19 protein-coding genes are annotated in these 22,270 nt (G+C 58.8%); 8 read left to right on the top strand and 11 right to left on the bottom strand.

All coding sequences use genetic code 11. The features are described from left to right. Positions 1-12 precede the first annotated feature (12 nt). Positions 13-984, top strand: a complete 972-nt coding sequence (locus tag NLK58_RS01010; protein ID WP_341581818.1) for a surface lipoprotein assembly modifier — start codon at positions 13-15, stop codon at positions 982-984. A gap of 10 nt (positions 985-994) precedes the next feature. Here the strand turns inward: NLK58_RS01010 and NLK58_RS01005 are convergent, their stop codons facing one another. Next, positions 995-2,329: a S8 family serine peptidase gene (locus NLK58_RS01005; protein WP_341581816.1), complete on the bottom strand. Its 1,335-nt coding sequence runs from the start codon at positions 2,327-2,329 to the stop codon at positions 995-997. Between the two features lie 126 nt (positions 2,330-2,455). Here NLK58_RS01005 and NLK58_RS01000 point away from each other — a divergent pair, with 126 nt between their 5' ends. Further along, on the top strand, positions 2,456-2,947 hold the full coding sequence (locus NLK58_RS01000; protein WP_341581814.1) for an RNA polymerase sigma factor: 492 nt from the start codon (positions 2,456-2,458) through the stop codon (positions 2,945-2,947). Further along, a complete protein-coding gene (locus NLK58_RS00995) occupies positions 2,944-3,666 on the top strand; it encodes a hypothetical protein (RefSeq protein WP_341581812.1) in 723 nt (240 codons plus the stop codon). The genes NLK58_RS01000 and NLK58_RS00995 overlap by 4 nt, the downstream gene beginning before the upstream one ends. Before the next feature lie 16 nt (positions 3,667-3,682). On the opposite strand, the gene NLK58_RS00990 is transcribed toward NLK58_RS00995, so the two are convergent. Next, a complete protein-coding gene (locus NLK58_RS00990) occupies positions 3,683-5,758 on the bottom strand; it encodes a dehydrogenase (RefSeq protein WP_341581810.1) in 2,076 nt (691 codons plus the stop codon). Between the two features lie 162 nt (positions 5,759-5,920). Here NLK58_RS00990 and NLK58_RS00985 point away from each other — a divergent pair, with 162 nt between their 5' ends. Then, positions 5,921-6,934, top strand: coding sequence for a class I fructose-bisphosphate aldolase (locus tag NLK58_RS00985; protein ID WP_341581808.1), 1,014 nt, complete (start codon positions 5,921-5,923; stop codon positions 6,932-6,934). 47 nt (positions 6,935-6,981) lie between these two features. Here NLK58_RS00985 and NLK58_RS00980 read toward each other — a convergent pair whose 3' ends face one another. From NLK58_RS00980 to NLK58_RS00950, 7 genes are all read right to left on the bottom strand, one after another. Continuing rightward, complete coding sequence (locus NLK58_RS00980; protein ID WP_341581806.1) at positions 6,982-8,004, bottom strand: tRNA-dihydrouridine synthase; 1,023 nt, start codon at positions 8,002-8,004, stop codon at positions 6,982-6,984. A gap of 137 nt (positions 8,005-8,141) precedes the next feature. Then, positions 8,142-10,313, bottom strand: a complete 2,172-nt coding sequence (katG, locus tag NLK58_RS00975; protein WP_341581804.1) for a catalase/peroxidase HPI — start codon at positions 10,311-10,313, stop codon at positions 8,142-8,144. 368 nt (positions 10,314-10,681) lie between these two features. After that, the gene (locus tag NLK58_RS00970) at positions 10,682-10,900 is read right to left on the bottom strand and encodes a DUF2835 domain-containing protein (RefSeq protein WP_008172004.1); all 219 of its coding nucleotides are present in this window, start codon (positions 10,898-10,900) and stop codon (positions 10,682-10,684) included. A 6-nt stretch (positions 10,901-10,906) separates the two neighbouring features. After that, complete coding sequence (htpG, locus tag NLK58_RS00965; RefSeq protein ID WP_341581801.1) at positions 10,907-12,799, bottom strand: molecular chaperone HtpG; 1,893 nt, start codon at positions 12,797-12,799, stop codon at positions 10,907-10,909. Positions 12,800-13,022: 223 nt separating this feature from the next. Next, positions 13,023-13,457, bottom strand: coding sequence for a PaaI family thioesterase (locus NLK58_RS00960; RefSeq protein ID WP_117616863.1), 435 nt, complete (start codon positions 13,455-13,457; stop codon positions 13,023-13,025). Beyond that, the gene (locus tag NLK58_RS00955; RefSeq protein WP_117616862.1) at positions 13,454-13,924 is read right to left on the bottom strand and encodes a PaaI family thioesterase; all 471 of its coding nucleotides are present in this window, start codon (positions 13,922-13,924) and stop codon (positions 13,454-13,456) included. The genes NLK58_RS00960 and NLK58_RS00955 overlap by 4 nt, the downstream gene beginning before the upstream one ends. Positions 13,925-13,942: 18 nt before the next feature. Then, on the bottom strand, positions 13,943-14,683 hold the full coding sequence (locus tag NLK58_RS00950) for a DUF599 domain-containing protein (protein ID WP_341581798.1): 741 nt from the start codon (positions 14,681-14,683) through the stop codon (positions 13,943-13,945). A 197-nt stretch (positions 14,684-14,880) separates the two neighbouring features. Between NLK58_RS00950 and NLK58_RS00945 the strand changes: the two genes are divergently transcribed. From NLK58_RS00945 to NLK58_RS00930, 4 genes are all read left to right on the top strand, one after another. Beyond that, positions 14,881-16,158: a M48 family metalloprotease gene (locus tag NLK58_RS00945; RefSeq protein ID WP_341581796.1), complete on the top strand. Its 1,278-nt coding sequence runs from the start codon at positions 14,881-14,883 to the stop codon at positions 16,156-16,158. Positions 16,159-16,332: 174 nt separating this feature from the next. Continuing rightward, positions 16,333-16,878: a hypothetical protein gene (locus tag NLK58_RS00940; protein WP_341581795.1), complete on the top strand. Its 546-nt coding sequence runs from the start codon at positions 16,333-16,335 to the stop codon at positions 16,876-16,878. Then, positions 16,878-18,065, top strand: coding sequence for an iron-containing alcohol dehydrogenase (locus NLK58_RS00935; protein WP_117616859.1), 1,188 nt, complete (start codon positions 16,878-16,880; stop codon positions 18,063-18,065). Before NLK58_RS00940 ends, NLK58_RS00935 begins: the two co-directional genes overlap by 1 nt. A gap of 179 nt (positions 18,066-18,244) precedes the next feature. Beyond that, entirely contained in the window at positions 18,245-19,015 is a 771-nt protein-coding gene (locus tag NLK58_RS00930) for a transporter substrate-binding domain-containing protein (protein WP_341581792.1), read from the top strand. A 21-nt stretch (positions 19,016-19,036) separates the two neighbouring features. Here NLK58_RS00930 and NLK58_RS00925 read toward each other — a convergent pair whose 3' ends face one another. Together NLK58_RS00925 and NLK58_RS00920 are read right to left on the bottom strand one after the other, a co-directional pair. Continuing rightward, positions 19,037-21,523 carry an FtsX-like permease family protein gene (locus NLK58_RS00925; protein ID WP_341581790.1) on the bottom strand — a complete coding sequence of 829 codons (2,487 nt, stop codon included), beginning with the start codon at positions 21,521-21,523 and terminating at the stop codon, positions 19,037-19,039. After that, a complete protein-coding gene (locus tag NLK58_RS00920) occupies positions 21,523-22,242 on the bottom strand; it encodes an ABC transporter ATP-binding protein (RefSeq protein WP_117616856.1) in 720 nt (239 codons plus the stop codon). The genes NLK58_RS00925 and NLK58_RS00920 overlap by 1 nt, the downstream gene beginning before the upstream one ends. Between the last annotated feature and the right edge of the window lie 28 nt (positions 22,243-22,270).

Below are 22,270 nucleotides of genomic sequence, written 5' to 3'. Positions count from 1 at the left end.
GAACACGCAGCCATGCAGCTCACGCGACCCGCCCCCTATGTCGTCTCGGTTTTCAGCCTCATGGTACCCCTTGCATCTTCTGCCGGGGCCGTCGATCAGGCGGCTCTGAACGGCCACCTCTCAACCGGTTTCGAGCAAGACAGCAATGTCTCGGTCGATGACCTGAATGCCGCCTCGAACAAAAGTGACCAAGCCTGGGTTTTTGATGCGGGCCTCGAAGGCGTGCTGAAGCCAGTGGAGCGACTGAATCTTACCCTCGGTTATTCCCTGTCCGGCAGTCGCTATCAGAATCTTGACCAGTTCGACCAGGACATTCACCTGCTCTCTGCAGACCTCAGTTACGATTTCGACCCGGTGACCATTGGAACCAGTTATCACTACTCGCAATCTACCCTCGGCTCAGAACCCTTCCTCGATTTCCGCAGGGCCAGCGCCTACCTTGGCAGTCTCATCGGTGACGACGTGTACCTGTTGGCCAGCCTGCAGGAAAAGCAAAAAGAGTATGAGCAGAGCAACGCCCGCGACGCAGACATCCGAGGGGCGAGCCTGGATTCGTTTTTCTTTTTCAACAACGCCCGGAGTCATTTCCTGATCGGCCTGGACTACGATCAGGAAGATGCCCAGGCGGACGCTTTCGACAACGATCTCTGGCGTGTCAGGGCGGTTTTGCTCAACCGGTTCTCGCTGGGCGGCGAGGAGAACCGGTTTCGCCTTGGCTGGAGGTATGAAACCCGGGAGTATGACCAGCCTGCGGTCTCTGCCTCCAATCCCTTTCTGGACAACCCGTTCACTGGCGATTTCGTGGATGCGTCAACCAGCCGTCGGGCGGAGCGGGTCCATGTATTTGAAGCCAGCTGGCGAATTGGCCTGAATGAGACCTTCAGCCTAGAGCCCTCGGTATCGCACGGTATCTACCGGTCGGACGAGGATTCGACCGATTACACGCAGACCATTGCCGGCCTGACGTTCAGGGCGGGTTTCTGACCACGGCTGTTCAATACGGCAGGAAACCGAAGCCAAACAGACTGTCACGACCAGGCTCACCCAGATCCTGGGCCTGGTCAATCAGCGCCGCCAGAGCCGCCTCTGAATCACCACCACTAACGCTACAGGCCAGGGCAGCCGTAACCACGGGAGCCGCCAGCGAGGTTCCGCTATCCGTTATCACGCCACCGTCTGGATGGGGAACGTCAACCGCGACACCATGTGCCGCAAACATCACCTGTTCTCCCCGGTTTGCCCACCGGTACAAATCGCCCGTTCGGGACGCTGCGGTAACACCCACGACCTCGGGATAGGCAGCCGGATAAAGTGGTGGCGCGGCAGGCCCCTCATTGCCTACCGCAGCAACCAGCAACGTGCCCTGTTCCCGCAGCTTTCTGACGGCTCCTGCCAACAGCAGGTTATCCGGGCCGGTAAGGCTGATATTGATCACGGGCAGTTTCTGAGTTGCCAACCAGTCCAAGCCCTCTAACAGATGCCCCAGCGTGGCACCGGAGAGGTCTTTCGTTCGGCTGTAAAAAACCGAGGCGTTAAACAGGGTTGCCGCTGGCAATCGGGCCTTCCCCGATTCGCCCCTGCGACCAACCAGTTGGCCCGCGACCGCTGTACCATGCTCCGTCACAGGGGCGAGGTCTCCCCTCCCACCCTCAGTCGACAAAAAACGTTGCTCAATGATCCGGGCATCCTGAAAAGCGGGATGTTCGGTTGCCACCGAGGTGTCAATCATTCCTATCCTGACGGGGCCCTCACACAGGCTTTCACCCGGGCTGGCCTCAGCCTCTCCCGGGTACTGGGACTGGCTAATCTGTGGGCTGTAGACGTGATTACGGTCCAGGCGGTCTGCCAGTCCTGGCAGAAGGGTTCGCAGGGTCTCGAGTGAGTCCATGTCGGCACGAACCCTGAATCTCGCGACCATCATGCCGAGCCCGGATAACGTCGTCCGTTCCAGAACCGTAATCCCGGGACGATCCAGGCCTTCAATCTCCTCCGCTGTGCCTGTCACCAGCCATTGCCGCTCTACCGCCCTGAATCCATCCTTGAGCGCGACATCATTGAACGCTTTGTGCCCCGTTGCCGTGTAGACAGGCAGGACCTCGGGCAACGTCTTGAGGCTGCCCTTGAGGGAGTCAGTCTGTTTCTTTAAACGGTTATCGATTCGCCGGTTTGCTGCCCGCTCAACCAGGCGCTCTGCATTTCTCTCCACCTGCCGGCTGATGCTGCCGGCCGGGTTGTCCAATACCCCGCCTCCGGTCAGCGCCACCCCCGGTATCGGCGCGCAGAAGAAAACCACAACAGACAAAACCGTCGGTTTGAAAACTGGCTTCATTTTTACAATCCAAATTCCGGAACGTTTCATTTACTCTAACGGCCCGACCTGAAAAAAATTCCATCCAGCATGGAATAAACCGTTTGCCAGATCGTCTATCCGGTAACTCCGACTCAAAAGAGCACTATGCAACAGGAAATCACCGAACTGCTACCAGGTCTTCGAAGGTTTGCCTACTCGCTGACCGGCTCAATGGCAGATGCCGACGACCTGCTCCAGAATACCGTTGAACGACTTCTGACGCGCGCCATGCCGGGTGATGTTGATCTCACCAAGTGGGCCTTCCGGATATGCCGCAATGTCTGGATCGACGAGTGCCGGGCCCGAAAGGTTCGCCGTGAGGCCGCCGAGCAGCCGGAACTGAGCGATGGCCTGGTGACCAATGGCGAACACCAGACAACCAAAGAAATCGAGTGGAACCGGGTGGAGTCCGCCATGTCGCGGTTACCCGAAGACCAGCGCCAGATCATTTCGCTTGTTGCTATCCAGGGTATGCCCTACAAGATGGTGGCGGAAATACTCGAGGTGCCCAAAGGCACTGTCATGAGCCGGCTGGCCCGCGCCAGGGCCGCACTGAGCCACGCCCTGTCACCTACAACCTTGAGGACCGATTCATGAAGATAACAGACGAAACCCTGTCAGCTTTCCTTGACAGTGAACTCAGTTCAGCGGAAATGGCCGCGGTCAGGGAACAACTCGCCGTTGACCCTTCGCTGGCTGACCGGTTGGCAGAGCTGGCAGCCGTGGATTCGGAACTTCAGGGACACTACAGCTCAATTGACGACCGCCCCCTGCCAGCAGCCGTGAGCAGGATGCTGGCAGAAGAAGACCGGAGGGCCGCGTCAGGGGCGAATGATCATGTCATCGCATTTCCGTGGTGGCGGAGACTGCGCGAGCACTCCGGCAAAGCAATTGCCGCCGCCGTGGTTGCAGGATTTGCGTTGGCTCAGTGGCTGACACTGCCATCTGACGGCAATCCTGCGTGGCCAGCGGTCGCTGAAATACTGGAGAGCCAGCCCAGTGGCCAGGCGTATTCCGCCAGTGACGATGCCATGCTGACGCCCCGCTTAACCTTCAGGAACCAAACCGGAGAATGGTGCCGACAGTTCGGGCTCGACGCCGGAAACACTGCCTCGGAGCAGATTGCCTGCCGCACGCAATCAGGCACCTGGGAACAGAGAGTTCAGGTAGAAACCGGCCAGCCAGTTACTGCGGACGGCTACCAAACCGCCAGCGGTGGGAGCCTTCTTGACGACCAGCTCGACCAGATGATGTCCGGGCCACCGCTTGGGCCTGAGGCCGAAAGCGCATTGCTTGGGCAGCAATGGAAACGGTGATCATCAGCGGCGTGCGTTACGCCGGCGTGCTTGATCCTTCCGCCTGATCCTCTTTACTGGCCGCCAGAACCCGAACCCGTTCGAAATCCTCCTCGGCAAAGACTCCGTTCACCCCGGAGATGGCGGCCAGCTTCATGCCATGTTTCAGGCCCAGCCTGTAGATCTCCCTTACCTTCTCCCACTCGATATTGCGGCCCAGGGTGAAGTTCTCAAAGCGCGCTTCCAGCGCCAGCACCACGGTTTCCGCCAGGCAGGCATAGGCGATCCCTTTGGGCAGGCCGATGTCTTTCATGCGCACCTCGCCCGGTAGCTGGATCTCGCCGGATTCAATCACCAGTACATCCGGGCGCTTGGCCACATCTTCCGCGGGAATATCCAGCGGCCGGGCCACGTCGGTAATCACGCAACCCGGCTTCACTTTCATGATGTCCAGGATACGTTTGCCAGCGCCGGAGGTGGCGGTCACGATCATGTCCATGTCTGCCAGATCGCGCTCCGCGGAACCGGCAACGTGCACAATGGCGCCTGGTGTTTCCTGCTCAATGCTTTCCTTCAGTGCGAGCAGCTTCGCAGGCTCCGGCGCTGCGAGATAGACTTCGTCCACTGCCTTGGCCAGCAGGCGCGCGCAGACAGACCCAATGGCACCGGTGGCGCCCACGACCATGGCCTTGCCGGCTGCTTTGCCACTAGGGCCGATACTGACCCGCCCTATTATCTTCATGGCATCATGGGCCGCCCAGAGGGCGCCGGAGGCACTGTAGCTGTTGCCGGTGGTGATCGGCAGCGGCGCCCGCTTGGCCACCGTAATACCGGCATCACCCACGACCTTGGTAAACGCGCCGAGGCCCATGATCTGGGCACCAAGCTTTTTCGCCAGTTTTGCCGCCTGCAGCAGCCTTGCGTAGGTAAACTCCGGGCCGTGCGCCATGATCTCCCGGGGCGTGCCACCGACAGTAATCAGCCAGCCCTCCACTTCATCGCCCGTGGGTGACCTGATGCCGGAAACCTTCGAGTAGATAAACGGCGGTGTATAGGCCACGGCCTTCTCAACCAGATTCATCACCATCGGAGGCGACACATTGGCAATCCAGTCCAGGGGCGGCGTCTTGGTGAGGTACTGCTGCGAAAGCGGGTGGATCACAAAAGCGAAGCGGTTCACCCGGCGGTATCCGTTGGGGTACAGAATTCTGGGCTCGATACCAAGGCTCTGGATCACATCCAGATAGTCATCCGGCCCCAGTTGCTCCGGCGTCCGGGAGAGCGCCGCACTGATCATCGCTTCCATCACGTTGACCCCAACCGGCCGGCCTTCCAGCCAGGGGCTGTAGTCCACCACCATGGCCACTCGCCTGGAACGCATCCAGTCAAGGGAGGACTCAGTAACCCGAGACGTGATTACGGTTTTGCCATCCAGCTCTTTCTGGCTGAAGTGCTCCAGGTCTCCGATAGCCGCCACAATCACGTGGGCTTCGGACACCGCGTGATGCAGGGAACCCTTAACAAGACCCTCTCCGAGGCGGTACAGCGGTGTGCGCAGAATGGTCTCGACGGTTTTCACCGCCGCAGGCCGGAACATGATGGGCGCGGTCAGCGAGGTGTAGGTTTCGAGCTGTTTCAGGGACGTAAGCAACCTTGGCACGCCGAAATCGGTGTAGGGGTCGGCAAAAAACAGGTTTTCAGTGTGTTCGGATAACGCCCTGGCAATGCGATAACCCGCCTGCCCGTTCATGAAGACCACCCGGGCGTTATCAAAGAAATGCCCGAGTCCGGACTGGGTGTGGCGCACCGCCCACTCCTGCAGAATACCCCGCAGGCCCGCGCCGGTTGTGACCGGCTTATCCGGAACGCAGGCCTCCAGCCGGGCGGTATCCGGGTGTTCAAGCTGTTCCCGGCCCACCTCGTAGTGGTCGTGAATCATGCTCAGGCCGATGGCGTCTGCCTGGGAATGCACCGATTCCAGCACCGCTTCCGCCCGGGACAGATCACCGTCTGTGCCGATGCGGATAATCCGGAAAGGCTGGCCCAGAAACTCGGTTTCCAGATCGTAATCGTATTCGGATGATCCCTGGCTGACACTGACAACGGTTTTCATACTCAGGCCTTCCCTTTTCCTGTTGTTATTAAATACAGCCTAATGCAGTACCTCGGTTTCTGCCTTAGCCCAGATCAAATTCCAGACCGCTATTCAGCGTCTACAATTAGGTGGCGGGCCGAACGACCACTCAGACTGTTACGGATCAATCAGGAGCTTACTATGACCATTCAGGAAGAACTGAACGCCACCGTCCGGGAACTGGTGCAGCCGGGCAAGGGAATTCTCGCCGCCGATGAGAGCCACCCCACCATCGCCAAGCGCTTCAAGGCCGTTGGGGTTGAGTCCAGCGAAGAAAAACGCCGGGAGTACCGCAGCCTGATTTTCTCAGCCTCGGGTCTTGGGGAGTTTATCAGCGGTGTGATTCTGTTTGAGGAAACTCTGGGCCAGAACAGCCTGGACAATGAGCCCATGCCAAAACTGCTTGCCAGCAAGGGCATTGTGCCGGGCATCAAGGTGGACAAGGGCAAGCAGCCCCTGATTAACGCTCCGGGTGACGAGATCACAGTTGGGTTGGATGGCCTTGAAGACCGCCTGGAAATCTACAAGCACCAGGGCACCCGGTTTGCCAAGTGGCGCGATGTGTTCCACATCTCGGACACCCTGCCCTCGCGGCAGGCCATAGAGGCCAATGCCGAGGTTCTCGCCCGCTATGCCGCTATCTGCCAGTCCCTGGGCATCGTGCCCATTGTGGAGCCGGAGGTACTGATTGATGGCAACCACACCATCGAGCGCTGCGCGGAAGTGAGTGAAGCAGTGATTCGCGAGGTATTCCACGCCCTTTACCGCCACAAAGTGGCGCTCGAACAGATGATCCTGAAGCCCAGCATGGTGACACCCGGCAAGGAAAGCCCGAAGGCCTCGCCGGAACAAGTGGCAACGGCAACCCTTGGCGTTTTTCGTCGGGCGGTGCCGGCAGCGGTACCGGGCATCTGCTTCCTCTCAGGAGGCCAGACCCCGGAAGAAGCCACCATCAACCTGAATGCTATGAACAGTATGGGCGCCCAGCCCTGGGAGCTGAGCTTCTCCTACGGCCGGGCCTTGCAGGAGCCGGCCCAGAAGGCCTGGGCCGGCAACCTGGATAACGGCCCGGACGCTCAGGCCGCACTGATCAAGCGCGCCCGCCTGAACGGGGCCGCCCGCTCGGGCAAGTACCGGCCAGAGATGGAAGACTGATTATCCCCGGCCGCGAGCCAGGCTTTTCTTCAGTTGCAGCCAGAGGCTCAGTCGTCCGCACCATTAAACGCCATGGCGCGGCCACTCAGCGATGATACCGGTAGGCAGGACAACGCTGGCACCCGTCCTGGCTGCTTCAGGCAGGCCATCATGGGGGCCACCCGGCGGATCTTGCGGGCCTCTGGCCAGAGGGCTTCAGCCTCGGCGAAACCCTGGCGCAGGAAGTTGAGCCATTGCTTGATGCGGCCGGTCACGTAGCGGTCCTCCAGCCAGCCTTGCAGAACCGTGGCGTACTCACGAACCAGGGCCACAGCTTCCTGCCAGGTCATATCCGGTACCGTTTCGCCCTCCTGGCTTGCCTTGATCTGCCGGGCCAGGTCTGGCCGCGCAATCAGGCCACGGCCGATCATCACATCGTCGCAACCGGACACCTCACGGCATCGCCAGTAGTCCGCGACGGTCCAGATCTCGCCGTTGGCAATAATATGGGTCTTCACCGCTTCCCGTGCTTGGGCGATTTCCTCCCAGTAGGCAGGCGGTTTGTAGCCATCCACTTTGCTGCGGGCATGGATAACAATCTCTTCCGCTCCGGCCGCTTCCAGGGCCTGGGCGCAGGCCACGCCCATGGATCGATCGTCATAACCCAGGCGCATCTTGGCCGTTACCGGCACCCGCTTTGGCACGGCCTGGCGCACCGCAGCCACAATCTCATGCATCAGCTCCGGCTCACGCATCAACACGCACCCTCCCTTGTGCTTGTTCACGGTTTTGGCCGGGCAGCCAAAATTGATATCCACCTGGGTTGCGCCAAGTTCCGCGGCACGCACGCCATGGCGGGCCATCTGCTGCGGGTCTGAACCCAGCAACTGGACAGCCACGGGCGTGCCCACTTCGGTGAGCGACTGGTTATGAAGTTCCGGGGCGTATTTGTAGAACACTCTCGGCGGCAGCATGCCATGGGTTACGCGAACGAATTCCGTCACGCACCGGTCAATCCCACCGACCTTGGTCAGTGTTTCACGGATAGGTGCGTCGACCAGCCCTTCCATCGGGGCGAGAATGATTCGCATGAGTGCTCCAGCAGAAAGAGGGGCTGTTCAGGGTGAGACTGATCAATAATCAGACGGAGCGGATTGTAAGGAATTTGGCGGGAAGTTGGTAGACGGGCACCCCGGTACCGGGATGCCCATTCACTTACCGGCAGGTCTTATTTAACGTCAAAACGGTCGGCGTTCATGACCTTGGTCCAGGCGGCAACAAAGTCCTTCACGAACTTCTCCTCGTTGTCGTCCTGGGCGTACAGCTCTGCGTAGGCACGCAGGATGGAGTTGGAACCGAACACAAGATCAACACGGGTCGCGGTGAATTTGGTATTGCCGTTCTTGCGATCCACAATGTTGTACGAGTTCTTGCCAGTGGGCTCCCAACGGTTGGCCATGTCGGTCAGATTCACGAAGAAGTCGTTGGTCAGCTGGCCAACGCGATCCGTGAATACGCCGTGCTTGGTGCCACCGTGGTTGGTGCCCAGCACCCGCATACCCCCGAGCAGAACGGTCATTTCAGGCGCGGTCAGGCCCATCAGCTGGGCGCGGTCCAGAAGCATTTCTTCCGGCTTGACCACGTAATCCTTCTTCTGCCAGTTACGGAAGCCGTCAGACAGCGGCTCCATGGGATCAAAGGATTCAGCATCCGTCATTTCGTCGGTGGCATCGCCACGGCCCTTCAGGAAAGGAACGTGAACCTCGTGGCCGGCGGCTTTTGCTGCCATCTCGATACCCAGGTTGCCGCCGAGCACGATGACATCAGCGACGCTGGCGCCGGTGTCCGCAGAGATTTTCTCGTAAACCTTCAGCACCCTGGCCAAGCGATCTGGCTCATTGCCTTCCCAGCCCTTTTGCGGAGCCAGGCGAATGCGCGCACCGTTGGCGCCACCGCGCATGTCCGAACCGCGGAACGTACGGGCGCTGTCCCACGCGGTGCAGACCAGCTCGTTCAGGCTCAGGCCGGCTTCGGCGATTTTCTCTTTGACCACTTCCTCAATGTAGTTGGTCTCGCCCTGGGGAACCGGATCCTGCCAGATCAGATCTTCGGTCGGTACGTCCGGGCCGATATAACGGGCTTTCGGGCCCATGTCCCGGTGAGTCAGCTTGAACCAGGCGCGGGCGAAGCAGTCCTTGAAGTATTCGGGATCTGCCATGAACTTTTCACAGATCGCACGGTACTTCGGGTCCACCTTCATGCCCATGTCCGCATCCGTCATCATCGGCTTGCGGCGCACAGAGGGATCGGTGGGATCAACCGGCATGTGCTCTTCTTTGATATCCACCGGTTCCCACTGGTTTGCACCCGCCGGGCTCTTGGTCAACTGCCACTCGTAGCCGAACAGCAGATCGAAGTAGCCCATGTCAAACTTGGTGGGGTTTGTGGTCCAGGCGCCCTCAATGCCAGAGGTAACGGCATTGGTCGCCTTTCCCTGCAAGTTGGGGTTTATCCAGCCAAAGCCCTGGGTTTCCACGTCTGCACCTTCCGGCTCTGGCCCCAGGGCATCGGCGTCACCGTTACCATGGGCCTTGCCGACGGTGTGGCCGCCAGCCGTCAGCGCAGCGGTTTCTTCGTCATTCATCGCCATACGAGCAAAGGTCACACGTACCTGCTCAGCGGTTTTCTGCGGATCCGGCTGACCGTTGACCCCTTCCGGGTTCACGTAGATCAGTCCCATCTGGACTGCGGCCAGCGGGTTTTCCATGGTGTCGGGCTTTTCGACGTCTTCGTAACGGCTGTCGGACGGCGCCAGCCACTCTTTTTCAGCCCCCCAGTAAATGTCTTTCTCCGGGTGCCAGATGTCCTCACGGCCGTAGGAGAAACCGAATGTCTTAAAGCCAAAGGACTCGTAAGCAACGTTGCCGGCCAGGATAAACAGGTCAGCCCAGCTCACTTTGTTGCCGTACTTTTTCTTGAGCGGCCACAGCAGACGCCGGGCTTTATCGAGGTTACCGTTATCAGGCCAGGAGTTCAGTGGTGCAAATCGCTGGTTACCCGTACCTGCGCCGCCACGGCCATCGGCCAGTCGGTAGGTACCGGCAGCGTGCCACGCCATACGGATCATCAGGCCGCCATAGTGCCCCCAGTCAGCAGGCCACCATTCCTGGCTGTTGGTCATCAGCTCGTGCATGTCTTTTTCAAGCGCTTCGTAGTCGAGCTTTTTGACCTCGTCCCGATAATCGAATTCCTCACCGAGGGGATTCGTTTTGCGGTCGTGCTGATGAAGAATGTCAAGATTGAGGTTTTCAGGCCACCAACCGGCTACGTCGGCCTTCTCCTGCGTGTTCGAGCCATGCATTACGGGGCACTTTCCACCCGTACTGTTGTTGTCTGTCATTTCTCTCTCCTCATTGGGGTTGGCAAAACGACACTGCTTCGATTTCGGCACCTCTAACTATAGGACACAACAAACACTCTGCTCTGAGTATTTCTTATATCCGGGATAGCGTGTGCCTATAGGGTTTCCCGCAGACTCTGCGGGCTTCATTCCGGTTACTGGGCACAAGCATAATCGCTCGAGTAATCTGCCAGGATTCCGAGAAAATCCGGCCAGGCGATAGAATGACTGAGTGAAAACACATCTGACATGGACCTGCTCCTGCCTGACGAGAACAATCTCACCATAGCGTGAGGCAGAGCGCGCAATACAATTAATTAAAAATAAAATTGTGAAAGCTTTTGTTTATGGATGGTGTATTCGGCTGATCAAAGCCGTTCGATGGAGGAGAACTTGCCGGCATCGTCAAACACAATGCGGAAACTGCCGCGAATACCATCGCGAAGGTAGAAACGGGAAAGGATACGGGCCGGGAACCGGACAGAGCGTCCGTCCCGGGCCGTGGTGTGAACATCGGTGGCAACGCCCTGATAGAGTTTGATCCACTCATCAGGGCTGATGCTGATATCCACTATGATCTGCTGCATAGGCGCTTAGTTCGCCAGTTCCAGCAACAGACGGTTCAGGCGGGTTACGTAGGCCCCCGGGTCCTGGAGCTGCTCACCGCTGGCAAGGGTGGCTTGGTCAAGCAGTACCGCCGAGAGCTCGCTGAACCGCTCATCGCCCTTCTCGCTTTCCAGGCGCTGGACCAGCGGATGGTCCACGTTGATTTCAAAGATTGGCTTGCTGTCCGGCACTTTCTGGCCGGCGGCTTCCATGATCTTTTTCATCTGCGCGCCCATGTCGAAGTCACCCACAACCAGGCACGCCGGTGAGTCGGTCAGGCGGTTGGTAACACGCACTTCCTGAACCCGGTCGTTCAGGGCGTTCTTGATGCGCTCAAGCAGGTCCTTGTGCTCCTCGGCGGCCTCTTCCTTGTGCTTTTTGTCTTCCTCGGTTTCCACTTCGCCAAGGTCCAGATCCCCCCGGGCCACGTCCTGGAACTGCTTGTCATCGTATTCGTTGAGGTAACCCATCATCCATTCGTCGATACGGTCAGACAGGATCAGTACCTCAATGCCCTTCTTGCGGAACACTTCAAGATGCGGGCTGCTCTTGGCGGCGGTGAAGTTGTCGGCAGTAATGTAGTAGAGCTTCTTCTGACCTTCCTTCATGCGGCCGATGTACTCATCCAGAGACACGTTCTGGGTGCTCTCGCCGGTATGGGTAGAGGCAAAACGCAGCAGGCCGGCAATTTTCTCGCGGTTGCTGAAATCCTCCGCCGGGCCTTCCTTGAGAACGGTGCCAAACTCGCCCCAGAACTTCTGGTACTGCTCCGGATCCTTCTTCGCCAGCTTGGACAGCATGTCCAGAACCCGCTTGGTGACCGCGGTACGGATGCTTTCCACCGTGCTGTCGTTCTGCAGGATCTCCCGGGACACGTTCAGGGACAGATCGTTGGAATCGATCACGCCCTTGGCAAAGCGCAGGTACAGGGGCAGGAACTGCTCGGCGTCGTCCATGATGAACACACGCTGCACGTACAGCTTCAGGCCACGGGGCGCTTCCCGGTTGTACAGGTCAAACGGCGCACGGGCCGGAATGTACAGCAGGCTGGTGTAGTCCAGCTTGCCTTCCACCTTGTTGTGGGACCAGGTCAGCGGGTCTTCGAAATCGTGGGCGATGTGCTTGTAGAACTCCTTGTACTCCTCGTCCTTGATCTCGGTACGCGGAAGGGTCCAGAGCGCCGTCGCATCGTTGACGGTCTCGTACTCGTCTTTCTTTTCGCCCTCGTCGGATTCGGCTTTCATCACCACCGGGAAGGAAATGTGATCCGAGTACTTCTTCACCAGACTGCGCAGTTTCCAGCCGTTGGCAAATTCCTTGGCGTCGGGTTTCAGGTGGAGGACGATCTGGGTGCCCCGGTTCTCCAGGTTCACCTGCTCAATGGAGAACTCACCGTCGCCTTTGGATTCCCAATGCACGCCCTCTTCGCCAGGCGCACCGGCACGACGGGTGAACACATCAACTTTGTCGGACACGATAAACGCTGAGTAGAAACCGACACCGAACTGACCGATCAGCTTGCTGTCCTTTTTCTCATCACCGGACAACTGCTGCAGGAATTCGGCCGTTCCGGAACGGGCAATGGTGCCGAGGTTCTGGATAACGTCGTCACGGGTCATACCGATGCCGTTGTCGGTCAGCGTGACGGTATTGGCCTCTTCATCGAAATCCAGACGAATCTTCAGCTCAGGATCGCTTTCATACAGGCCGTCATCCTTCAGCGCCGCGAAACGCAGTTTGTCTTCGGCATCCGAGGCGTTCGAAATCAGCTCGCGAAGAAAGATTTCCTTGTTGGAATACAGGGAATGGATCATCAAATGAAGCAGCTGCTTCACTTCGGTCTGAAAACCCAGGGTCTCTTTTTGCGTTTCAACCGTCATGGCGTTTGGCACTCCTGCTTTGTTTCAATCGGTGGAGCGGCGCGGGTAGGAAGGGCTTTCCAAAACACGCTGTGAATACTTCCCTGTACGCTCGGCTCCGCCATCCATGGCTCCGCACGGTTTTGGAAAGCCCTTCCTACCCGCGCCACCTGGCTATCGAGTTCGTGTTGAACAGGAATTGGGGGCACACCGGGGCATTTCAAGCCCCGGTGTATCGGCAAAGTCAGTCTTCGAGGAGGAAGTGGGCCCGGGCAGTTGCTATGGGTTGCGAACGGGATTTCTGCCAGGCGCTGACCATCACGTTGGCCACACGATTGCCCTGGCGGGTCAGGCGGCATTCGGCGTAGGTTTCGCGGTTGAGGCCCGCCCGGAGGTAATCCAGGGAGAAGTCGACGATGCGGGGCATGCGAAGGCTTTCCTGGGACATAATCAGGTAGATATTGGCGGCCATTTCCATAAAGCCACCAATCACACCGCCGTGGATGGCCGGCAGGATCGGGTTGCCGAGGTTGGAATCCTTGCAGGGCAGGCGGAAAATCAGGTCGTCTCCGAACCGCTCACAGTGCAGGCCGATCCAGGTGGCGTAGGGAATACTTTCAAGCATCCGGCTGAAGTCGCCGGTTTCCTGGGTATACCGGAGGATTTCCGGATCGGTCATTCTTCACCTCCTGTAATCAGGTCCCGGTAATGTCTGGGGCTGGCATCCTTTCCAATGCGCATGAAGGTGGCTACGCAGTTTGCAATCGTTTCACCCCCCTCCTGGTAAGCCTCACAGCGGGTAAAGATAATGTTACGGGTTACCCGGTAGGTTTCGGCCCGGGCATAAACCGGCTGGCGGGGCTGCGCCGGGCGCATGTAGTCCACCCGCAGGTCCAGCGTCGGGCAGAGTTCGAAGTCCTCCAGGGTGCACAGAATCACGCAACCTGAGGTTGTATCCATCAATGTCGTTATGGCACCGCCATGAATCACGCCCGTGTCCGGATTTCCGATGATCCGGTCACTGTAGGGCAGGCACAGTGTCAGGTTGCCTTTTTTGGCCCTGGTAACCGTGAGGCCGAGCTCTTTGGCCTGGTTGAGCGTATCGATAAAACGGGTAACCCGCTTCCGTCGGATGTCATCGTTCATTCAGGTTCAACCTGTCGGTCAGCTTTTGGGTTTGGGACTGCTCTCGGGCTTGCCGGGGACCGGTTCATCGAACACTTTCCCGGCCCGCAGGGCCTCAAGGGCATTGGAACAGAATTCCCGGCGGTAAAGTACGATAACCACCAGCGTCGAGGCGGCCATGAAAACGAGCGGGTGAATAAACCAGCCAACCACAGCCAATGCATAATAGTAGGAGCGCAGGCCAAGGTTGAAGGCGTCCCCAGCCAGATTACAGACGTTGCCGGCACTCCGGGCGAAGGCTTCGCGGCCCGCCGGGCTGGTTTTGGTGTCGTCCGGCGGCGGCGCACTGCCGACCATCACCGACACAAAGTTGTACATTCGCATCGACCAGGTGAATTTGAAAAAAGCGTAAATAAAGACGACGAGCAGCACCACCATGCGCAGCTCCCAGATTTCGCGAGTTGGCAGTTTGCCGAATGGCATGGTGCTGAACACTTCCATGACTTCCTGGGTATAACCCAGGGCAGTGATAATACCGGCCAGAATCAACAGGCAGCTGGAGGCGAAAAAGGCGCCATTGCGTTCGAGATTGCCAACCACGGAAGCATCGGCAATGCGGTTCTCCCGCCGCAGCATGACCCGCATCCAGTCTTCCCGGTACATATCGAGGGTGTTGGACAGGCAAGGGCGATCAGCAGCCCGGCGCTTGGAGTATTCGGTGTAGCCAAGCCAGCAAGTCAGGAACCAGAGCAATGCAATCAGTTCGAGCAAATTACCCATTGGCGGCCTTAGAGTGAAAAGTGCGAAACGGCGCGGGAACAGAAGCTTATGATACGCCAAGGACCTGCTTGCCACCACCGCTGAGACATGCCGGGTAATCCAACTCCAGGCAAAGTTGTGCTATAAACAGGCCATTCAGGATTCGGGCACCCGACGCAATCCGTGCCCATCATTGCATCATTAATAGGGAGTTCACTGTGAACCTGTCCGCTATAAAAATCAGCCTATTCACAATTGCCCTGACTTTCACACTGGGCGGTTGTTCGGTCAACCCGGTTACCGGAGAAAAGCAGCTTTCGCTGATCGGAGAGAACCAGGAACTCGCCATGGGCGCGGAGCAATACGTGCCCACCCAGCAAATCCAGGGCGGCCAGTTTTACATTGATCCCGAGCTGACACTGTATGTGCGGGAAGTCGGCCAGAAAATGGCGGCGGTAAGCGATCGTCCGGATCTGCCCTATGAGTTCGTGGTTCTTAACAGCAGCGTTCCCAACGCCTGGGCCCTGCCCGGAGGAAAGATTGCCATCAACCGAGGCCTGCTGACAGAGCTCGGCGACGAGGCCCAGCTGGCGTCGGTCCTGGGCCATGAGATTGTTCACGCGGCGGCGAGGCACAGTGTCCAGCGAATGCAGCAGGGCATGTTAATCAGCGCAGGTGTTGCCGGCCTTGGTTTTGCACTCTCGGATAACGAGTGGGCCGGTCTGATTATGGGTGGCGCTGCGCTGGGCACCCAGCTTGCATTGGCGCAATACAGCCAGGGCGATGAACTGGAATCCGATCACTACGGCATTCTCTATATGAAAGAAGCGGGCTACGATCCGGCCGCCGCGGTTGAACTCCAGGAAATCTTCCTGAAATTGTCGGAAGGCAGGCAGTCCGGTTTTATCGACGGCCTGTTCGCCACTCACCCGCCCTCTGCGAAACGGGTGGAGGAAAACCGGCAACTCGCCCGGAAAATCGGGACTGGCGGCTACCGTGGCAAGGATGTTTACGACCGCAGAATGGCCAAACTTCGCTCACTGCAACCTGCCTATGATGCCCACGACAAAGCCATGGAACTGGCTTCCAAGGGCGAGATGAAAGCGGCTCTGGACAAGGTGAATGAAGCCATTCGCCTGCTGCCACGGGAAGCGATGTTTTACGCCCTGCGCGGCCGCATTTATCAGGAGCAGAAACAGGATGACAAAGCGAGTACCGATTTCGAGAAGGCGGTGGAACTCTACCCCGAGATGTTCAAGTATCGCCTTTACAACGGCCTGAACGCCCTGAGGCTCAACAATCTGGACAAGGCCCGGGAGAACCTCACGAAAGCCAATGAGACGGTCCCCACATCCATTGCCTTCCTGCGCCTGGGCGATGTTGCCGTTAAACAGAACAACCGTAATGAGGCAATCGCCTACTACAGCAAGGCCGCTGAAGCCGGCGGTGATGTTGCCGAAGAGGCCAAACGGAAACTGGCTGCGTTGACTCAGTAATTTCCTGTCAGATCAACTCCTTGAAAAGGCCGGAGTCCAGCGGGATTCCGGCCTTTTTGGTTTCACCGAAGGCTGGTTGCCGGTGCGACGCGCATCTTCTGTCATCGTCTCCATTGACTTTTAGAGCAATAACTCTAAAAATCACATGACATCAACAACGATTGGATGACGGACATGTTAGCGAAACGTATCCAGCCCATGGTTTTCCAGGCGCGGCGCATGTATGTGGAACTGATGTTCCAGGTGATGGGGCGGGCCCTGCAGGCGGTGAGCGAGGTGGATGAGAACGTCCAGAATGAAACACGGGCCCTGCCCGACGGCTTTCTGTTTGAAATGATGGTGATGCCCAATGGCTCCCGGCTGATTGTGGAACATACCGGCCAGGGGCGATTCCGCTACCACGGCAACACCGCCCCCCGTCCGGTGGACCTGTCGATTCGGTTCAAACACGTTGCCCATGCCTTTCTGGTGCTGTCCTTCCAGGAGAAAACGTCGGTGGCGTTCGCCAATGACCGCATGCTGGTAGACGGCGACATCAGCCACGCCGTGCGGATGACCCGGGTTCTCAATCGCCTGGAATCCTTCATCCTGCCAAAACTGGTTGCCCGGCGTGCCGTCAAGGAATACCCGGCGGACCTGCACCTGCCGGAAAAACTGATCAGTGCCGCACGTATTTACCTGAAAGTCGCCACCAATTTCATCGAGACAGCGAGAGCATAATGACCAACAAATACTATGAGTTCTTCTGCCCGGTAAAAGTGATTGCCGGCAAGGCCGCCCTCGAGCACATTCCTTATGAGCTGACTGGCATGGCCGCCAAACGACCAATGATTGTCACTGACAAGGGCGTACGCGCCGCAGGCCTGCTGGAGCCGGTGATTGCCGCCTGCGAGGAAAGCGGGCTGGAAATCACCGCCATCTACGATGACGTGCCACCGGATTCCTCCACCACCGTGGTGCGCGATATTGCCGGTATTTACCGCCAGGAAAAATGCGACTCCATCATCGCTGTCGGGGGTGGTTCGGCCATAGATACCGGCAAGGCGGTCAACATCCTGGTGTCCGAGGGTGGTGACGACATTGCCAGGTACAGCGGCGCTGGCGTGCTCAAACATCCCCTGAAACCGTTTCTGGTGGTTCCGACCACCGCCGGCACTGGCTCCGAAGTAACCTCGGTGGCGGTGATTACCGACGAGGGCAAGGGCGTAAAGCTCCCGTTTACCTCCTCGTTCCTGCTGCCCAATGCCGCGATCATTGATCCGCGCATGACCCTCACCCTGCCGCCGCATATCACGGCGGCAACGGCGATGGATGCCATGACCCATGCAACGGAAGCCTTTACCTGCATGGCCAAGAATCCGCTGAGCGATGCCTACGCTACGGCGGCAATCAAAAAGGTCAGCAATTCCCTTCTGAAGGTCATGGACAACCCAAAAGACAGTGACGGCCGGCTGGAACTGGCCCAGGCTTCCACCATGGCAGGCATTGCCTTCTCTAACTCAATGGTGGGCCTGGTGCATGCTCTCGGACATGCAACCGGTGCCATCTGCCACCTGCCCCATGGGTTGTGTATGAGCCTGTACCTGCCTTACGTGCTCGAGTACAACCTCGAAACGATCCGGGAGCCCCTGGGCGAGTTGCTGCTATACCTGGAAGGACCGGAAGTCTACGCCGCTACCCCGGCAAGCCGCCGGGCCGAGGCCAGTATTTCCGCAATCCGGAAATTACGGGATGCTCTGTACAAACGGTGTCAGCTGCCGCGCACGCTGAAAGAAACCGGCAAGGTGACGGAAGCGCAGCTGGACGCTATCGCGGAGATGGCACTGGATGACGGTTCCATCATGTTCAACCCGAAGGAAGTCAGTCTTGAAGATGCCCGCGCCGTACTGCGTCGCGCCTGGGCCTGACCATTGCTGTTTATTCGTTAAACGGGGCCGTTCATCGGCCCCCTTCCTCCGGTTGTCTGAACATAGATTTCAAGTCATTGAAATTGGCCAACAAAGGAGTGACAATCCCTGCTACTGGCAGGAATCTTAGCCGGGTTCGTTTTTCCACCTACAGTTCTTTCCGTAGAGAGCCCCTCCGCATGAAATACCGACGCTCCTGCCGTCTCCCCACTGTTCTCAGCGCCCTGCTCCTCACGCTGGCGCCCCTTATATTCAGTGCCGCCGACGCCCGGGAACAGAAAGTCTTCCACCTGAACATTTCGCCCAATGGCTACCCGCCGTACCTGATTGTGGATCAGGGCGCGCCCTCGGGAATCATCTGGGATGTGGTTTCCCTGATTACTCAGCGGCTTGGTTACAGCGTGGTTGCCGAGCAGATTCCCCGGAAGCGAGTCGACGAGATGCTGCTTGGCGGGCACATCGACTGCACGCCAAGGGCCAGGGAGTGGACAGACGATCCCGACAACTTCGTGTTTACCGACCCGATTGTGACCATCGAGGAAGTGTTTTTCTTTCCGAAGCGCTCCGAGTTTGTCTATGAGACTCCGGAAGATCTTTTTTCCAGAACCGTCGTCACCCATCTGGGGTATCTCTACCCACAGCTGGAGCCCTATTTCTCTGAAGGCAAGATTCGCCGCTTCGATGTCTCCCGGCACCGTGATATGTTCACTTTCGTGCTTCACGGCGACCGGTTTGACGTCGCCGTCGCAGACAGGCTGGTCGGGCAATGGATCTTGCGTAACGAAGGCTTGCAGGACCAGTTCTCAACGTCCCGCAAGGGCATCAGAGAGTACGGACTCCGGCTGATGCTCCGGCCGGAATGGCAGTCCTTTGCCAATGAGTTCAATACTGAACTCGCCCGCATCCGGGCAAGCGGCGAACTGGATGCCATCCTGGCCAATTACCGTTAACCCTCCGGTCCCGCCCGGAGTTTATTCCAGGCGTCTCAGCAAGAGCATCGGCGACACGCTCAACACCGGCCGCAATTGCCATCGGCCAAACAGCGCCAATACAACCGCGCTGATCAGAGGGATCGACAAGACCACACGCCAGTGCCATTGGAAGGCTCCTTCAAACATCTGGAACTGAAGTGCCCAGACGGCAGCCTCGGCCGCAACCACCCCCAGAATCCCGGCGAAACCGCCTAGCAAGGCAAACTCGAGCATGGTGCTGCGCACCAGCAGGCTCTGCTGGCCGCCCAGGGTTCTCAGCAGGGCGCCCTCCCGCTGCCGGTCACGGAGCGTGGCGCTGACCACAGCGGCCATCACCACCAGTGCGGCGGCAAGAATAAGCGCCAGAATCGCTTCAATGGCCTGGGTAACCTGCCGGACGATCTCCTGAATCCGGTCGATGATGTGGTCAATCTCCAGTACGGACACCGTCGGGAATCTTCGGGAGAATGCATTCAGGGCATCTTTTTTGTCCATGGGCAGATAGAAACTGGTGATCCAGGTTGCTGGCATATCCGACAGACCGCCGCCAGGCGGAAAAGCCATGTAGAAGTTGGGCTTCATGCTGTCCCATTGAACAGTGCGAATACTGGTCACGGTTTCGGTGACTTTTTCGGAGCCGATGGTAAACGTCAGCGCATCACCCAGAACGAGACCCAGCTTTCCCGCCAGTTCGGACTCCACAGAAACCCCGCCTTTCTGCCCCTGCCGGAACCAGCTGCCCTCCACAATCCGGTTATCGTCTGGCAGTTCCGACATCCAGGTGAGGTTCAGCTCTCGGTTGAGGGCACCAATACGCTCATCCTTGCTGACCACCTCCTTCACCGGCTGGCCATTGAGCCCGGTCAGACGGCCGCGAACCATGGGATAAAGTTTATCCAGTGGCTGACCACGCTCCTGCCAGAAGGCGTCGATTTCATCGACCGTATCGGGCGCAATATTGATCAGGAAGTGATTGGGCGCGTTGTCGGGCAGTTGTGCCTGCCAGTCCGCCAGCAACGATGTCCGCACCAGAATCAGCGTGGCTGCCAGCATAAGGGTCATCGCAAAGACCGCAATCTGGGACAGGCTGGCTTTGCGGTGTCGGTAAAGACCGACAAGAGCCAGGCGCCAGGAATTGCTGCCACCACGGACCCGGTGAAGGGTCGCAACCAGCAGCCAGCCGGCCAACCCGAGCGCTCCCAGCAACAATGCGAGACCACCGAGCAGAGACACCACCAACGCCAGTTCACCGGCGTACACCCACACCAGGCCGAACACCGCCACGATGGCGATAACCAGATCCGGCAGCGCTTCACGGCCGGTTTCCCCGGGCTGACTACGCAACACCCGCATGGCCGGTACGTTTCGGAGCCGGCGCACCGGAGGGTAGGCAAAGGCGAACAGGGAGACCAGTGCAGTGAGCAAGGCGGGCACCAGAGCTGAGGGGTCAAGCTGAAAACCCACCGGGCGCTCCAGCACCTCGCTCAGCATACGGGTCAGCAGCCAATACAGCGGAAGTGCAACCAAAAGGCCGCCGACAATCCCGGCCACCCCCCAGAGCGCCAGCCGCCGGAGATACAGGCCTCCGATACCGGCACCACTCAGGCCAAGAGTCTTGAGCAGGGCCACGGTGTCACGCTGGGATAACGCGTATTGCCGGCTCGCCACTGCAACAGCCACGGCGGCGAGCAGCACGGCCAGGCTGCCACCGAGCAACAGGAAACGTTCTGCGCGCTCCAGCGACTGGGAGAAGGTTTCGCCGTCACGTACACTCTCCCATTCATGGCTGGGCTCAAGCCGGGGCTGAAGCCATTGGTAATAGGCGTCGAGAGAGGCCTCTTCGCCGGCAAACAGATACACAAACTCAACCCGGCTACCTTCCTGAACAACGCCGGTAGAGGACACATCGTCGACATGCATCATGACCCGGGGGGCCAGGGCTGAAAGACGGAAACCGCCGTCCGGCTCGCGAATCAGCAGGCCAGATACAGTCAGGCTTCGGCTTCCCACTTCCAGACTGTCACCGATTTCCAGTTCCAGGAGACGCAACAGGCGAGGATTGATCCATACTTCACCTGGCGCCGGGCCCTGTTTTACCCGCTCCCTCGGCCCCTCAGGGTTCTGCTGGATCTCAATATCGCCTCTCAGGGGGTACTCGTTACTCACCGCCTTGACGGACACCAGCTGGAAGTTGTCAGCACCGAACACCATGGTCGAGAACTCCACCATGCGACCGGTTTCAAGGCCACGCTCCGTTGCCTGCTCCAGCCAGGATTCCGGAATCGGACGGCCGTTTTCAGCTTCGAGCTGACGGTCGGCGGCCAGAAAGGAACTGGCCGAGGTCACCAGGGTGCGCTGCAGCTGGCTGGCAAAAAGGGCAATGGTGGCAACCGTGGCAACCGCAATGATCAGTGCCGCCAAAACAACGCGCACATCCCGCTCCCGCCAGTCCCGGCGGACAGACATCAGTTTTTTTGCAGCGGCCATCAGTGCGCCATCTCCTGCGCCGCTTCAGGTTCGGTAAGGACGCCGGCTTCGATATGCAGCTGCCGGCTGCAGCGAGCCGCCAGGTGCTCATCGTGGGTTACCATCACCAGTGTGGTGCCCTGCTCCCGGTTCAGCGCCATCAGCAGGTCGGAGACCGCCTGGCCGGTGCGGTTATCCAGGTTGCCCGTGGGCTCATCGGCAAACAGGATCAGGGGGTCCGAGGCGAACGCCCGGGCAATCGCCACCCGCTGTTGCTCACCGCCGGAGAGCTGCCTTGGTGTGTGGGTCAGGCGCTCGCCCAGCCCTACCCGTTCCAGGAGCTCCCGCGCCCGCTTCTCCGGCGCTTCCATTCCGGCCAACTCCAGTGGCAGCATAACGTTCTCAAGCGCCGTCAGAGCTGGCAGCAGTTGAAATGACTGAAACACAAATCCAACCCGGTGGGCGCGGAGTTTCGCCCGCTCGTCCTCGCTGAGCTTACTGATCACCGATCCGTCCAGCTCAACCGTTCCGTCGCTTGGTGTATCAAGACCCGCCAGTAGTCCCAGCAACGTGGTCTTGCCGGAACCGGAGCGACCGATAATGGCTACGGACTCTCCCCGATTGATTTCCAGACTGACCCCCTGCAGGATCGTTAGCGTATCGGTTTCGAGGCTGACGCGATGAGTCAGGTTTTCCACCCGTAACATGGGGCTCTGGCTTTCCGGGTTAACATTGGTCATCTGATTCACGGAATCTCCCGATCCTGGG

The organism is Marinobacter metalliresistant (assembly GCF_038098645.1).
In the GTDB taxonomy this organism is placed as follows: Bacteria; Pseudomonadota; Gammaproteobacteria; order Pseudomonadales; family Oleiphilaceae; genus Marinobacter; species Marinobacter metalliresistant.
Note: the sequence above shows the minus strand (reverse complement) of the source record. Positions and strands in the feature narration are given on the sequence as shown.